Below are 14483 nucleotides of genomic sequence, written 5' to 3'. Positions count from 1 at the left end.
TCTTAACAAGACTGAACTTTTTTCTATATATTTGAATAAAAGGTACCTAATTACGGTACTTTTGGCCTGGAAAAGGCGACAAAACAGGAAACAACGAATGACGAACAGCAATGTGGTTACAACATTAAAGAAGGTTTTAAAGGTAAAAAAAATCACCTACAAAACACTTGCGGACGAGCTCGCGATGAGTGAATCCGGAGTCAAAAAACTTTTAACCGGTAAAGATATTTCGTTAACACGCGTGGAACAAATCACAAGATTATTAGGCCTCTCCCTGGCTGATTTGTTTCAACTGGCTGACGAAGCTGAGGTTAAAAATGTGCGTCTAAGTCCGAAACAAGAAAGCGCCCTTTTTGAAAACAACCTGCTCTTTCGTATTTACTGGTTTTTAGCGGTTGAAGAAAAGCCGCTAGATACTATTAAAAAATTAGAAAAGATTTCTGCTGATCAATTGCAAAAAAATCTTTTAAAGCTGGAAAATTTAGATCTGATTAAAATCGGAAAAAACCAAAGAATCGTTTCAGTTCACAAAGGTTTATTTCGCTGGGCCAGCGACGGCCCTTTAGTTAAAAAACTAAACCATGAATGGTCAGAAAATACTTTGAAGAAAGTTTTAAACCAAAAGAACAGTAACGAGTCTCTGCACCGCTTGTCGTACTTACGCTTAAGTGAAAAATCAAAGAATCAGTTCTACGACCGCTTAAATGAACTGGTGAACGAGTTTGCTCGCCTCTCCCAACGAGAAAAAAACCGCTTTGCTGACCGTGATTTAACCCCGATCAGTTCACTGATTGCTGTGGCTAATTCTGGATTTATCTAGGTTTAAGCTCGGATAAAATCTGACCCACTAAATAAAGTGAGCCAGTCACAAGAACCATATCGTTTTTCTTTGCCGTGAGCGAATTTAATAACTCTATGACGTTATCATTTTCATCTTCAGCTTTGGTGCGGTATTCATCCGGGTAATCCATAAGCCCACGGCCTTTAAAAGGTGTCATCGTTAAATAAACTTTTGAACGCGGAAGTGCAAACAACATACGAAGCATTTCATCGGCCGCTTTATCCTGACCGATGCCGACAACTAAATGCAACTCATTCCAATCATACGATTGCAGAAGCTGCACTAAACTTTGCACCCCTTGGATATTATGGTCACCCGATAAATAAACCGGAGCTTCCATATGTGGCCATTTGATCTTTTGCATACGGCCCTGCCACGGGATTTTTTCTAAACTATGCAAATGATCTTGCGGCTCATAACCAAGCTCTTCAAACATCGTGAGAGCCGTCATAATATTTTCACAAGCTCTGTGGCCTGGAATATTCACCATGGTTTTTCCCCAAGGTGTTTGTAAAAACCAATGTGGTTCAAAATCTTTTTCAGCATGAATGGTTCCCGGCACGGCAGCAATTGCCTGAGAGTTCGTAGCACTTAAAACTTCGGAAAATAAAGCGAACACTTCGGCAGGCAAGGGATGATGTATGACTTTAGAGCCGTGCTTAATAATGCCGAATTTATTTTTAGCAATTTCTAAAACGGTGTTACCTAGAATATTTTGGTGATCCATAGCTAAAGCAGTAATAATCGAATAACGGTTCGGAAAAACGTTGGTGGCATCATAGGTTCCACCTAAGCCCACTTCGAAAATAACATAATCTAAATCATTCTTAGCAAAAAAATATTCAGCGGCCATTAACGTTAAACTTTCAAAATGTGTTAGCTCATACTGCTGAATAACGTCACGATTATCCAAATAAAGCTGAATAAAATCTTTTTCAGAGATCGGCTCACCATTCACACGAATACGCTCTGTCGTCGTGATTAAATGCGGAGACGTATAAAGCCCTACTTTTTTTCCGGCAGATAATAAAAGCGTTTGCAAAGCAGCGCAGGTCGTCCCCTTACCGTTTGTTCCCGCCACAGTAATAATTTTTTCCGGCGCTAAATTTAAGTACCAAGCCTTATGTTGCAAAGCCTGTTTTAGTTTTTCTAAACCAGGCATGGTCTTAGGCATTACGTTTAATGCCTCTAAAGCTGTAACTACGTTTTGGTAATCTAATGTACTCATAGTAAAGTCCGCTCTGTTAAAGCCTGCTTATTCTGTGCCACGTTGTGCACTCGTAAATACTGCGCATAGGCTTGATTGATGGCTTCAGTCACTAAAGCTGTTTCTGGATCACGTTCTGCAGCTGGTTTATCGGTTAATAGACTTAAAAACGATTTGCGTGAATACCCTAAATAAATCTCCTCGCGAATTCCGCTAAATCCTTCCAGGTAATTTAGAATATCAACGCTTTGCTGGGGCGTTTTGCCAAAACCAATACCCGGATCAAAGATCATTCGCTCGGTCGAAATATTCTCTCGCGCAAAAATTTCTTTTTGTTTTACCCACCAGTCAGTCAAATAACTCCATAAGTCTTCACCTTCTGGAATTGTTTCAGTTTTTACCGGAGGCACTGAAAATGAATGCATACAAATTGCCTTAGCCTCTGTGAGCTTTAAAAGCTCACGCATCTTAGGCTGCCGAAAACCTTCAACATCATTTACATAATCAACACCGTAGTTGTTTAATATACGCGCCATCACTTCCGGCTTACGGGAATCAATCGAAATTTCAAAATCTCGCGCGTAATCTTTTTTATACTTATTAACCGCGTCTAAGGTTGAAGCTAAACGCTGGTATTCAATCTCAGGATCGACAATCAAAGCCCCCGGGCGCGTTGATTCCGCACCGATATCAATGATTTCAGCACCATCATCTAAAAGCTTTCCTAATTGTTTCAACGGCGATAACAAAACCCCATCACCAGAGAACGAATCTTCAGTGATATTTAAAATTCCCGCCATTTTAGGCCATACATAGGTTTTAGAAATTTCAGTGTGAAATGGATGCGGCTTACGATGCATCCAATCCGGAACATTAAAAGGAAAATCCGGACGCAGCTCAAGTAAAGGCAGCAACGCAAACGGACGATTTAAAATCTGCGCGTGTGGAATATTTAAAGCTTCGCTTTGAAAAGTAAAATCCTGCGCCCATAAAATATCGATATCAATTTTTCTCGGTGCCCAACGATCACCGCTAGCGCGCCCTAACTTATGCTCGATCGCTTTAATATCTTGTAATAATTTAAACGGTTCAAAATTTGAAACTTCTAACTCAACCGCTGAATTTAGGTATTTCTTATTCCAGGTAGCAGGTGCATTTTCAGGCAACAAAGCATCTGACTCATAAATGCTAGCCACATTAACAACAGTGACTTGCGAGATTTTTTTAATTTCACTTAAAGCTAAACGAAGATGTTTAACAGGCTCAATGTTTGATCCAAGACCTAATACTACACAGAGCTTTGACATGTGAATTTGACCCCACCTTGCAGTGCTGGCACCGGAGGACGCATTTTCGTAGCCTCAGTGACAAGTTCACCGGCAAAGCCATGTTTTCTTACCCAGTCCGTTAAATGCTGGTGGGTAATGAAACAAAGGTTCTCAATCAAATTAAACGAACGAGCTGTCGCCACTTGCTTAATATGACTTACAAGAGCCGCGTAATTAATCGCGTCGTCTAAATGATCAGTTGCAGATCCTTTTACCGATTTTTCAAAATGCAAAGTAATATCAAAGTGCACAGGCTGAAGCTGGGCTTGTTCTTCTTTGGTCACACCCAAGCTCATCCAAACTTCATAAGAATTAATTCTTAGAATTTGTTTCATTATTTTTTAATTCCGATCACATAAGCAATCCAGCTTAAACAAGCTTCGCCCTCTGTTACACGATCAAATTTACCGTTACCAGAACCATCACGCTTAGAGCCTTCCCAGTAAATAGCTACATCATCAAAACCGGCTTCAAGCATCATTTCTTTGATTTCTGGAATCGACCACATACGCCATTCATAAGTAAAAACATTTTTATACATTTTACCTTTGTAGCGAAAGTGAATACCAAAGTTTGCGTAGTTTGTTGCTGGATCAAAATCTTTTTGTTCCCAGTAGTAAGTAAATCCACTTCTAATAGGAATTCTATCTTGAGAAGCATCCGTACAAGCTGTACCGCCGAACATATCAACGATGAATAAACCTTTGTTGTGCACAGATGAATAAACATTTTTAAAGTAAGCTGTTAACGTTTTACGATCTCTAAAGATGTAATAAGAAAAATTTGTCGCTGCTGCAATGTGAGCCTTCGGCAATCCCTTTTCAAGCACATTTTTTTTAATTAAAGCCACACGCTTTTGTTGCTCAGGCTTAAGCTTAGCTATGTAATTCGCGCGACCATAGCTCATTGGCTCTTCATCAAGATCTAAACCACAAGAAGTATTGTCTTTGTGAAGCTTTACCCATTCGCAGCTAATAGCACCACCAGCACAGAAGTCTTCACGTAAAGTTAAACCACCCTTTTGTGCGCCAAACATTTCTTTGTAGCGATCGCGGTAAAACTGCACATCCCCTTCCGGAGACTGTACAGCATTTAAATAAAGATCATATTTATCAAAGGGAAGTTTACGAGTACGAGGTTGCTGAGTCTTAGATGATGTCTTCTTCCTTGCCATAAATCTTCCTACGGAATTTCGCCGCAAATTTCTTTAATCGCTTCTGCGATTTCATGTTTCTGTGGAACGCTTGCATCTTCTAAGTTCGGATGTAAGCCGATACCAGGAACATGTTTACCGGCAATGACGCGTGGACGAGCTTGCAACTCATAAAATAATTCTTGAGTTACGCGGTAAGAAAGATGCTCACCGAAGTTTGTCACTTCTGTGTCTTCATTCACGCATAAGAATCTTCCTGTTTTTTGAACTGAAGATTTAATCATCTGCCAGTCGTAGGGGTAAATAGAACGTAAGTCGATCACTTCGACTGAGTAACCTTCAGCTGCTAATTGATCAGCCACTTCGTTACAAAGTAATAAATGACGTCCGTAAGATACAACCGTGATTTGGTCACCAACTCGTGTGATCTTACCTTTTCCGAACGGCACTAAGTATTCTTGAATTTTTGGCCAGTTCGCTTTCCAGTTAGAGCGATCACCAATTGGTGCATCGATCATGTTTTTTAATTCTTTTTCGTCTGATGGTTCACCAGGAATTAACTCTTCACCACGTACACGCATTAAAGCTTTTGGCTTTAAGAACATCGTTGGGTTCGGATCTAAGATACAAGATAATAATAAACCGTAAGCATCTAACGGATTAGATGGCATCACCACTTTCCATCCTGCTAAGCGAGAAGCCCAAGCATCGAATGAGTGTGAGTGATAAACTGAACCACGAATACCAGCACCTACCGGAGTCATCACAGTCATTGGTAAATTGTACTGACCGTTTGTACACCATAAAGTGTTACCCGCGATTTTTAATAAATCGATTGTATTGAAAATATAATCAGCGAATTGGATTTCAGCGACACATTTATCACCAGCCATTGCGATGCCCATTGCCATACCGATAATACCACGTTCATCAAGCGGTGAATTCCACGCTGTTTTAATACCTTGAGTTGCTGTGAATACGCCACCTAATGGTGCGCCCACGTCTTGTCCGAAAACATCTTTAAGATCGTAGTTTGTTTCAGCGTAATGTAAAGCCATACGAATGGCTTGAGCCATATTTGCCATTAGAATTTTCTCCAATCTGCGTTTTCGCTACCAACATAAGTGTGTTCCCAGATGCTTTCTGGAGTTGGTACGCCTTCAGCACGTGCTGTTTCAGTCGCACGCACGCCCTCAGCTTCAAATGCTGCCCAGATTTCTTTAGCTTCAGATTCTTTTAATAATCCGGCTTTTAAAAGTTTCATTTCAAATTCTTTGACTGGATCAACTTCATTTTGAATTGGATTTGCACCCGATGCAGATGAGTGACCGTATAAACGTGAAACCATCGCTTCAACAAAAGCTGGCTTTCCAGTTTTGCGGATGTATTCCATGTCTTCTTTTAATGTTAAGTAAACTTCAACTGGGTCATTACCATTGATCACTTGTGATTTAATATTAAATGCACGTGCGCGATCAGCGATAAATGTTTCGCCATGTTGGCCATCATAACAAGTAGAAATACCCCATTTGTTATTTTGTACTGTGATTAACATCGGTAATTCTTGGCCTTTGCGTGAAGCTAAGATCAAGCTTGATGCGAAATCACCTTCGGCCGTACCCGCATCACCACCTGTTACGATTGTGATCGCTTTTTTGCCTGTACGTTTTTGCACGTGGGCTGTTCCGCAAGCGATTGGATATTGCACTTCTAACGGAGAAGTTACTGGCGCAATATTCCACTTAGGAATCACGAAGTGGTTTGAGAAGTTTCTTCCACCTGTATTCGGGTCAGTCGCACGATTCATCATTAAACGGATTGAATCCGTCATGTCTAAACCCATCGCGATTAATGTTGGCGAACAACGGTAGTGTAAATGTAAATAATCATATTCAGGGCCTTGGCCTTTTTTAGCCAACATTCCTAATGGAACTCCCCAAGCTTCTTCACCAGGTCCACCGATCCAGAAGAAAGATTCTCCGGCACGGTAGATTTTAATTAAGCGCTCTTCAAGAACACGCGACTTCACCATGTGTGAATGCATCGTTAATAAAAGTTCTTTGCTTAATCCGCCAAAATTAATTTTCGCGGGAGCTTTTGCTTTTTCTGTAGTTTTAGTTTTTTTGATCAGCAAAGCTTTGTTTGCTGAAGCAGACTTTTTTGAAGAAGAAACTGACGTTTTTTTCATGCGAAAAAAATATAACAAAAAGGCTTACTTTATACCACATTTAAAAGCGTCTTAAAGCGGTCCGGCACCAATTTGGAACCATGCCATTTTGATCAGCCTATGGCTGACCCGTAATGCATTGCTTGCTCAGTCCGTTTGCAATTGCGTAGGACCCGACTTGACTCTAAACTATATGAACTCACCTTTATGGTAAGTTTGTCATGCCGAAGGTATGCCAATTGTTTAACAGTCGCGGTTTAATTTATACGCGCAGGAGAATTGAAAAATGAACTTTTTAAAGCGTTTTGGGATGCTAATTTTAGTTAACGCCCTAATCATGATCACTATTAACATTATTCTTAATGTTCTAGGTGTTCAGCCTTACTTACAATCATACGGAATTAACTATGGCTCTTTAATGGCTTTCTGTTTGGTTTGGGGTTTTGGTGGTGCTTTTATTTCGTTAATGTTGTCGAAATTCATGGCAAAAATGATGATGGGTGTTGAAATCGTCGAGCCAGATGCACGTGAACCTGAGGCACAATGGTTAGTTCAAACGGTTTACCGTTTGGCTCGTAATGCAAATTTATCAAAAATGCCTGAAGTCGGCTTTTTCCAAAGTGAAGAAATGAACGCTTTCGCCACTGGCCCAAGCCGCTCTAATTCTCTAGTTGCAGTTTCTACAGGGTTAATGCGCAAAATGAACAAAGACGAAGTTGAAGGTGTACTAGCGCACGAGATCGCCCACGTTGCTAACGGTGACATGGTGACAATGACTCTTGTTCAAGGTGTAGTGAATGCGTTCGGTATGTTCTTAGCCCGCGTGATTGGTCATATCTTATCTACGCAAGTTAAAGAAGAAAGCGCTCACGTTGTAAGAATGATCTCAACAATCATTTTAGATATTTTATTTAACATCTTAGGTATGTTCGTAGTTGCTGCGTTCTCACGTTACCGTGAGTACCGCGCTGATGCTGGTGGAGCCGCTTTAGGTGGTAAAGATAAAATGATTCGCGCATTACAACGTTTACAACAAGAAACTGCTCCGGTTCCTGCCGAGCAACCTCTTGCAACGTTTCAAATTGCAGACCGCAGATCTAAACTTTTATCATTACTAAGCACACACCCGCGCTTAGAAGATCGTATCGCTAAATTACAAGCTGGCTAATTTTAAATTACAGATTGAAATGAAAAAGGAGAGTGAAAACTCTCCTTTTTTTATTCTCACAATTTCTGATTAGTATTGTTTGAGCCCTAAAGCTTCAACCTTATCTAACCAGTTTTTACGAAATGTTTCTTTTGAAAGCCGAACCGGCCCGATCGACGTCAATTTCACAGGTTTCACACCACAAAATTCTAACGTTAGTTTTTTCACCGCTCGGTCTGAGGGTGAACTATAAACTAAATAATAATACCATGGTGGTTGATCCATCGTTGAAATAATACGCGCGGTCTTTCCGGTTAATAATTTATCCCACCAAACTGAGTTTTCGCGTTTTTTAAATGCAAAACCTGGCAATAACACGCGATCAAAAAAACCTTTAAGTACCGCAGGCACAGCACCCCACCACACTGGATAAATCACCACGATATGATCAGCCCATGTAATTTTCTTTTGTGCATCCAAAAGACACGGCTCTAAATCTGTGCGCTGACGGTAACCGTGCTGCAGGTTTAATTTAAAATCTAAATCACCGACGAAAATTTCTTCGACTTGTGCGCCAGCTTGCAATGCCCCTTTTTTATAGGCGGCATGAAGCGCGTGGTTAAAACTTTGTTTGTCGGGATGGCCTTGAAGAATAAGAATCTTTTTTTTCATAACGAAGAAAGTATTACATAAGCCAAATAAAAAAAGGAGAGTTTTCGCTCTCCTTTTCAAATCTTAATATTTAAGACTTATTATTTATTTTCTAACTTAGTTAGGTCTTTTACTTTTCCTTCTTCAAGGATGATTAAGTCACCTAACACATTCGCCGCTTCTTGGATCTCTGGGCGTTTTAAGTATTCTTTTTCTTTTTCAGCTTTATTAGCATACTTGTTAGCTTTTTTAACTTTGGCTTTTTCTTTTTCGTTTTTATCTTTTTCTTTTACGATCTCAGCCACTTTAATTGTCTTACCAAGTTTTTTAGTTTTTTCTAATTCCTCGGTAATTTTTTTGAATTCTTCGTTTTTAGAAATACGCTCTTCAGAACGTACTTTTAAAGTTTTGATCCAATCTGGCTTAATGAAATCCCAGCGCCCCTCACCTTTTTCAACAACCGCGTCTTTAGACACGAAAGCATCGATTTTCTTAGGCGGTAAAGAGTAATCCATTGATTTTTCACCAATGTCATCCACATGGAACGGAGACGGGAATACGATATCGCCGTCAACACCTTTATGTTGCGTTGAATAACCACCAGGAATAAAGAACATACCGATAGTTACTTTTAAAGCGCCCAATTCACCCGGGATTGGAAGAACTGTTTGGATTGAACCTTTACCGTAAGTATGGTCACCACCAACGATCACAGCGCGGTTATAATCTTTTAAAGCACCTGATAAAATTTCAGAAGCTGAAGCAGATACACGTGATGTTAACACAACCACTGGACCATCCCAGTCAACTTTATCATCAACGTCAGCTAACGGAGTTTCAGCACCACGACGTGAAGATTGTTTTACAATGTTACCCGTTTTAATGAACATACCACCGATTTTGACAGCGTCATCAAGCGATCCACCACCATTGTTTGATAAGTCGATCACGATACCGTCAGCTTTTTTAGCTCTTGCATCAGCTAATACTTTTCTCATATCAGCAGAAGATGTTTTACCACCTTTACCGCTATCAGCATAGAAAGATGGAAAGTTGATAATACCGATTTTTTTCGTTTCGCCATTGATCACTTTATCTTGGTAGTAAATTGTGATCGCATTGTCTTCTAATGCAATAACTTCACGAGTTAATTCTACGTCGAATTTTTTATTACCAGAACCTTCTTTACGTAAAATAGTTAATTTTACTTTTGTACCTTTAGGGCCACGGATAAGTTTAACGACATCTTTTAATTCCATGTCGACAACATTTTCCATTTTAGCACCTTTGCTTACAGCAACAATTTTATCTTTTGGCTCTAATTGACCAGATTTCGCAGCTGCGCCACCTGTTACTAAAGCTTCGATTGTTGTAAAACCATCTTCTTGAGAAAGAGTAGCACCGATACCTTCAAGTTTTAACTTCATGTCGATGTTAAAATCTTCATAGTAGTCTTTGCTAAAGAAAGATGAATGCGGATCTAACGCTAACGCGAAAGAGTTTAAGTAGTTCGCTACTAAGTCGTCATATTTGATTTCTTTTAAGCGTTTTAAATTTCTTTCGTAGTTTTTGATAACGCGAGTTTTCGCTTCATCAATTTTGATATCAGTTGCTAAGTAGTTCGCAATTTGAAATTGAATATATTTCGATAAGAACTCTTCAGCATCTTTTTGTGTTTTTGGAAAATCTTTTTTGTCTGGATCGTAAACAAACTCAGTGTCTTTATTGAATTTAAAATCTTTTCCTAAGTAAGATTTAACAAACTCAACACGCTCACCGGCACGTTTAACAACTGTGTCCTGGATCGAACCGATAAATTTACAATCTTTCTTCTTTAAATTTTCAAAAAGATTTTTCATTGATGTTTTGATTGAATCAACATCAGCTTGAAGTAAATAAATTTTTGCCGGATCTTGGCGTTTGATGTATTGCTCAACAACACGTTTTTGTAATTCAGCATCTTCGCTTTTGTAAGTTAAGTGATTTGCTAAATACGCTGATTGAATCGGATCTACCCAGTTACAATCCAGAGATTTGTTAAAATCAAAGATTTGCGCTTTAGCTTCTGGTTGTGAAAACGAAAATGCCAGAGCCGCTGCGGCTGCCAATATATACTTGTGTGATTTCATAGGTAAGTGCTTCCTTAACTGTTTAGTACAATATACTAACGGTTATTATAGACCTACTCTTGATAAAGATGCAGACAATATTAGCAGTTATGCCCTTCGTCTGAACGATCAAACAAGTATTATGTTAAGCTGTTGTTGGATGTGTCTTAATGTGATTCGGTTTATTTGTAGGCCTCTGGCCTCTTTTTATTTCAACTATTTTCGTTTAGCTAGCTGATCAAACAGATCTAATTGCTCAAGGCCGTCATTTACAAGTGGCGTCGTTAAGCCATGCTGCGAAATTTCGTGCTTCACGAAATCACCACCATGAGTTTCAATCATGAAAAATGACATCTCAGGATACTGCGACTTAAGTCGAGTCATCTCTTCAACAATCAGCTGAATATTCTTTGGATCATCATCACTCATACCAAAACGGTGGTGTGGGCTGTATCCATAAACTTCAATCGCACGCTCAACAGAAGCACGAATGGCTTTTTGTTTTAACTCAGCTGTCGACATTTTAAATTCATGATCACCAAAACCTTGGCGAACATGCTTGTTACTGCAGGCAAATAAACTTAAATAATTTGGCTCTAATGGTAAGTGTCCGTTTTTTACGAATTCATAAATCCCGGCACGAAGTGTTTCAGCAGAATGTCCGCGTGCTGTGATCACCGAAATCGGGCGCTGATTAAAAACTGCATGATAGAAACAATCCCACGAAGGCCCTTTCCACTGCCCATCCGGATGACCTAAGGCGACCATCACATCTTGCACGAAGCTTTGTTTTTTACCCAGCTGACGCTCTACTTCTTCGATCTGCACGTCGCGAAAGTGTCTGAATGTTCCGACAGCGTCGTCAAATGAAATATCATAGTGTTCGTAGGGACCATTTTTGCCGATTGAAGAATGGTGTAAGGCCCATTCCGCAGATGATAAGTGTAATTCCTCTTTAGTTTCTTTATGAAACAAAACTAGCGGTGTTGTTAAAAAAGCGATGTTGTCGTCGAAGTCAAAAAAGTAAAAACTACGACCGCCGCGATGGAAATTTCTATCCGGCTCTTTCGATCTAGTTTGTCCCAGCTCAAGCTGGCCTTTTTTTGTTTCGTCCGACATCGTTTACTTCTTCTTTTTGGTAATAACTTTTTTAACGCCTAATGCTTCTGCTTTTTCGGCTGGTTTAGCGGCTTTTTTTAGGGTCTTTGTCGCTTTTTTCGCGCCCTTTTTACCTTTAGTTCCAGCTTCGGCTAATTTCTCATTCATTAGCTCAAAAGCCTTCTCTTTAGTGATCGTATCAGCCGTTACACCTTCTGGTAAGCCAACATTTGTTTTACCGGCTTTAAGGTAGGGACCGTAAGGGCCATTAAATAAACTCACTTCAATATCAAATTGAGGATGTTTACCAAATTCTTTTAAAGCCGCCGCTTTACCGCGCCCTTTTTTAGGAATCGCAAATAGAGCTAAAGCTTTTTCTAAATTCATTGTGAAAACTGATTCTGTTTTCGGAATTGAACGGTAATCACCATCACAAACCACATAAGGACCAAAACGGCCAACGCCAGCTTTGATATCTTTGCCGTTACCAGGATTTGTTCCTAACGATTTAGGAAGTGCTAAAATCTCTAAAGCCATCTCGTAATTAACAGCTGTCGGATCCATTCCAGGAGGTAAAGTTGAACGTTTGATTTCTTCATCATCGTTCTCACCTAACTGAACATAGGCACCGTAACGTCCGTTAAGAACATAAATTTTCTTACCGGTTTTAGGATCAACACCTAATGAGTCAGCACCTTTAATTTTTTGCTCAATTAATTTTTCAATCGTATCTGAAGTTACATCAGCCGGAGCTTCTGCATCTGGAATTGAAGCACTGAAAGACTCTTCGCCTCTTTGTGTTTTTACATAAGCGCCGTATTTACCAACGTGGAATTCGTACTTATCTAAACCATCAAGTTTAATTGTGCGCGCTTCTTCAGGATTAATATTTCCTTCTTCTTCAGCCACTAACGAGCGTAAACCTTTTTTGCCGTGATAAACACTAGCTAAATAACTTTCCCAATCTAATTCTCCATCAGCGATTTCATCTAAAGAATTTTCCATCTCAGATGTAAAACCTAAATCCACATATTGAGTTAAGTGATTCGCTAAAAGTTTAGATACAACCATCGCGGTAAATGTTGGAATTAAAGCATTTCCCATTTTTTTAACATAACCACGATCAATAATTGTTCCGATAACAGAAGCGTAAGTTGATGGACGGCCGATACCTTCTTTTTCCATTGTTTGAACTAAAGAGGCCTCGGTAAAACGCGCTGGTGGTTTTGTTTCGTGCGCTGTTGGTTCCATTTTCTGTGGTTTCACAGAATCATTTTGTTTTAACTGTGGTAAGCGCACTTCGCGTGATTCTAAATCCGCTTCTGGATCATCAGAACCTTCTACGTAAGCACGTAAGAAACCTGGAAACTCAATCGTTGTGCCTGTGGCATTAAAGATCGTGTTGTCTGCTGAAAGTTTTGCCGACACTTGCTTTTGACGAGAATCCGTCATTTGCGAAGCCATCGTACGCTTCCAGATTAATTCATAAAGTTTAGCTTGAGGACCTGTTAAGCCTGTATCGTCAGGATCTTGAAAGTGTGTACCTGCTGGACGAATACATTCATGGGCTTCTTGTGCACCTTTTACTTTTTTATTGTCGTAAAGTCTCGGTTGCGCCGGTAAATATTCTTTACCGTATTTTTCACTGATCGCTGTACGAGCCGCTTGAATCGCTTCTTGTGATAACGATGTCGAGTCAGTACGCATGTAAGTGATAAAACCTTGCTCGTAAAGTTTTTGCGCCACTTGCATTGTCTCTCTAGAACTCATACCAAGTTTTCTATTGGCTTCTTGTTGTAAAGTTGAAGTGATAAACGGTGCATAGGGTTTTCTGTGAACAGGTTTTTCTTCAACCTCTGTCACTTTCCATTGAGCAGCTTGAACTTTCGAAGCTAAGCTTTGCGCTGTTTTAGAATCTAAAACTAATAAATCTTTTCCGGCGTTCAGCTGACCTGTTAAACCATCGAAGTCCTTACCAGTCGCTACACGCTTCTGATCTACAGTTAAAAGTTTGGCTTCAAAACTTTCGCCACCTTTATCAAGGTACGCAGTTAAGCCGTAGTAATTAGATTTTTTAAAACGAATGCGTTCTTTTTCACGCTCTACGATCAAACGAACCGCTACTGATTGCACGCGACCCGCAGATAAACCGTAAGCTACTTTTTTCCAAAGTAGTGGAGAAATTGTATAACCCACTAAACGGTCTAAGATACGGCGTGCTTCTTGGGCACGAACCAGGTTGTAATCGATCTCTCTTGTTTGGCTTAAAGATTTTTGAATCGCTTCTTTTGTGATCTCATGAAACACCATGCGTTTAGTTGGAATGCGCGGTTTTAAAACTTCTTGTAAGTGCCAGCTGATTGATTCTCCCTCGCGGTCTTCATCGGTTGCGAGATACAGCACATCGGCTTCTTCAAGTTTGTCTTTTAAATTTTTGATAACTTTTGTTTTATCTTTCGGAATGCAATACAAAGGTTCGAAATTTTTATCAACGTTCACACCCAGCTGAGCCCATTTTTCTTTTTTAACTTTTTCAGGAATATCTTTTGAAGATTGTGGAAGATCACGCACGTGGCCCATACAAGATTCAACGATAAAATCTTTACCTAAAAATTTACGAATTGTTTTGGCTTTGGTGGGTGACTCGACAATCACTAACTTTGTTCCGGAACCTAATGAGTCACTCGAGGAAGCGCTTGATGCTGCTGCAGCTTTTTTAGCCATTGTGTGTTGTATCCTTTATGATAGAGTGTCTATATTATATGTAGTGACCGCGTAGAAAA

12 protein-coding genes are annotated in these 14483 nt (G+C 39.8%); 2 read left to right on the top strand and 10 right to left on the bottom strand.

Features of this window, described 5'->3' with window-relative positions; translation table 11 throughout:
- The first annotated feature begins 97 nt into the window (after window positions 1-97).
- A complete protein-coding gene (locus ACKWCF_RS03845) occupies window positions 98-820 on the top strand; it encodes a helix-turn-helix domain-containing protein (protein WP_409479377.1) in 723 nt (240 codons plus the stop codon).
- On the opposite strand, the gene ACKWCF_RS03840 is transcribed toward ACKWCF_RS03845, so the two are convergent.
- Genes ACKWCF_RS03840 through ACKWCF_RS03815 form a run of 6 tightly spaced genes read right to left on the bottom strand, consistent with a single transcriptional unit; the run spans window position 813 to window position 6717 of the window.
- Complete coding sequence (locus ACKWCF_RS03840) at window positions 813-2069, bottom strand: bifunctional folylpolyglutamate synthase/dihydrofolate synthase (RefSeq protein ID WP_409479376.1); 1257 nt, start codon at window positions 2067-2069, stop codon at window positions 813-815. The two genes, ACKWCF_RS03845 and ACKWCF_RS03840, sit on opposite strands and share 8 nt — an antisense overlap.
- Complete coding sequence (folP, locus tag ACKWCF_RS03835; RefSeq protein WP_409479375.1) at window positions 2066-3355, bottom strand: dihydropteroate synthase; 1290 nt, start codon at window positions 3353-3355, stop codon at window positions 2066-2068. Before folP ends, ACKWCF_RS03840 begins: the two co-directional genes overlap by 4 nt.
- Window positions 3337-3711 carry a dihydroneopterin aldolase gene (locus ACKWCF_RS03830; RefSeq protein WP_409479374.1) on the bottom strand — a complete coding sequence of 125 codons (375 nt, stop codon included), beginning with the start codon at window positions 3709-3711 and terminating at the stop codon, window positions 3337-3339. The genes folP and ACKWCF_RS03830 overlap by 19 nt, the downstream gene beginning before the upstream one ends.
- The gene (locus ACKWCF_RS03825; RefSeq protein WP_409479373.1) at window positions 3711-4550 is read right to left on the bottom strand and encodes a class I SAM-dependent methyltransferase; all 840 of its coding nucleotides are present in this window, start codon (window positions 4548-4550) and stop codon (window positions 3711-3713) included. Before ACKWCF_RS03825 ends, ACKWCF_RS03830 begins: the two co-directional genes overlap by 1 nt.
- Window positions 4551-4558: 8 nt before the next feature.
- A complete protein-coding gene (locus tag ACKWCF_RS03820) occupies window positions 4559-5614 on the bottom strand; it encodes an alpha-ketoacid dehydrogenase subunit beta (RefSeq protein ID WP_409479372.1) in 1056 nt (351 codons plus the stop codon).
- Window positions 5614-6717 (bottom strand): thiamine pyrophosphate-dependent dehydrogenase E1 component subunit alpha, encoded by a 1104-nt coding sequence (locus ACKWCF_RS03815; protein WP_409479371.1) that lies wholly within the window; start codon window positions 6715-6717, stop codon window positions 5614-5616. Before ACKWCF_RS03815 ends, ACKWCF_RS03820 begins: the two co-directional genes overlap by 1 nt.
- A gap of 265 nt (window positions 6718-6982) precedes the next feature.
- Here ACKWCF_RS03815 and htpX point away from each other — a divergent pair, with 265 nt between their 5' ends.
- Window positions 6983-7864 (top strand): protease HtpX, encoded by an 882-nt coding sequence (gene htpX / locus ACKWCF_RS03810; protein ID WP_409479370.1) that lies wholly within the window; start codon window positions 6983-6985, stop codon window positions 7862-7864.
- A gap of 69 nt (window positions 7865-7933) precedes the next feature.
- Here htpX and ACKWCF_RS03805 read toward each other — a convergent pair whose 3' ends face one another.
- The 4 genes from ACKWCF_RS03805 to topA all read right to left on the bottom strand — a co-directional run bounded on the left by ACKWCF_RS03805 (window position 7934) and on the right by topA (window position 14424).
- Window positions 7934-8515 carry an NAD(P)H-dependent oxidoreductase gene (locus ACKWCF_RS03805; RefSeq protein ID WP_409479369.1) on the bottom strand — a complete coding sequence of 194 codons (582 nt, stop codon included), beginning with the start codon at window positions 8513-8515 and terminating at the stop codon, window positions 7934-7936.
- Between the two features lie 80 nt (window positions 8516-8595).
- The gene (locus ACKWCF_RS03800; protein ID WP_409479368.1) at window positions 8596-10623 is read right to left on the bottom strand and encodes a carboxy terminal-processing peptidase; all 2028 of its coding nucleotides are present in this window, start codon (window positions 10621-10623) and stop codon (window positions 8596-8598) included.
- A gap of 195 nt (window positions 10624-10818) precedes the next feature.
- A complete protein-coding gene (locus tag ACKWCF_RS03795; RefSeq protein WP_409479367.1) occupies window positions 10819-11721 on the bottom strand; it encodes a hypothetical protein in 903 nt (300 codons plus the stop codon).
- 3 nt (window positions 11722-11724) lie between these two features.
- Window positions 11725-14424: a type I DNA topoisomerase gene (topA, locus tag ACKWCF_RS03790; protein ID WP_409479366.1), complete on the bottom strand. Its 2700-nt coding sequence runs from the start codon at window positions 14422-14424 to the stop codon at window positions 11725-11727.
- Window positions 14425-14483 lie beyond the last annotated feature (59 nt).

This window comes from Pseudobdellovibrio sp. HCB154 (assembly GCF_046267985.1).
GTDB lineage: Bacteria > Bdellovibrionota > Bdellovibrionia > Bdellovibrionales > Bdellovibrionaceae > Pseudobdellovibrio.
The sequence above is the reverse complement of the archived record's forward strand: the minus strand, read 5'-3'. Positions and strand labels throughout refer to the sequence as shown.

Bases quoted from the DNA above. Each gene is read 5' to 3' on its own strand.
- ACKWCF_RS03845 (WP_409479377.1), top strand. From the start codon at position 98: ATGACGAACAGCAATGTGGTTACAACATTAAAGAAGGTTTTAAAGGTA.
- ACKWCF_RS03840 (WP_409479376.1), bottom strand. From the start codon at position 2,069: ATGAGTACATTAGATTACCAAAACGTAGTTACAGCTTTAGAGGCATTA.
- folP (WP_409479375.1), bottom strand. From the start codon at position 3,355: ATGTCAAAGCTCTGTGTAGTATTAGGTCTTGGATCAAACATTGAGCCT.
- ACKWCF_RS03830 (WP_409479374.1), bottom strand. From the start codon at position 3,711: ATGAAACAAATTCTAAGAATTAATTCTTATGAAGTTTGGATGAGCTTG.
- ACKWCF_RS03825 (WP_409479373.1), bottom strand. From the start codon at position 4,550: ATGGCAAGGAAGAAGACATCATCTAAGACTCAGCAACCTCGTACTCGT.
- ACKWCF_RS03820 (WP_409479372.1), bottom strand. From the start codon at position 5,614: ATGGCAAATATGGCTCAAGCCATTCGTATGGCTTTACATTACGCTGAA.
- ACKWCF_RS03815 (WP_409479371.1), bottom strand. From the start codon at position 6,717: ATGAAAAAAACGTCAGTTTCTTCTTCAAAAAAGTCTGCTTCAGCAAAC.
- htpX (WP_409479370.1), top strand. From the start codon at position 6,983: ATGAACTTTTTAAAGCGTTTTGGGATGCTAATTTTAGTTAACGCCCTA.
- ACKWCF_RS03805 (WP_409479369.1), bottom strand. From the start codon at position 8,515: ATGAAAAAAAAGATTCTTATTCTTCAAGGCCATCCCGACAAACAAAGT.
- ACKWCF_RS03800 (WP_409479368.1), bottom strand. From the start codon at position 10,623: ATGAAATCACACAAGTATATATTGGCAGCCGCAGCGGCTCTGGCATTT.
- ACKWCF_RS03795 (WP_409479367.1), bottom strand. From the start codon at position 11,721: ATGTCGGACGAAACAAAAAAAGGCCAGCTTGAGCTGGGACAAACTAGA.
- topA (WP_409479366.1), bottom strand. From the start codon at position 14,424: ATGGCTAAAAAAGCTGCAGCAGCATCAAGCGCTTCCTCGAGTGACTCA.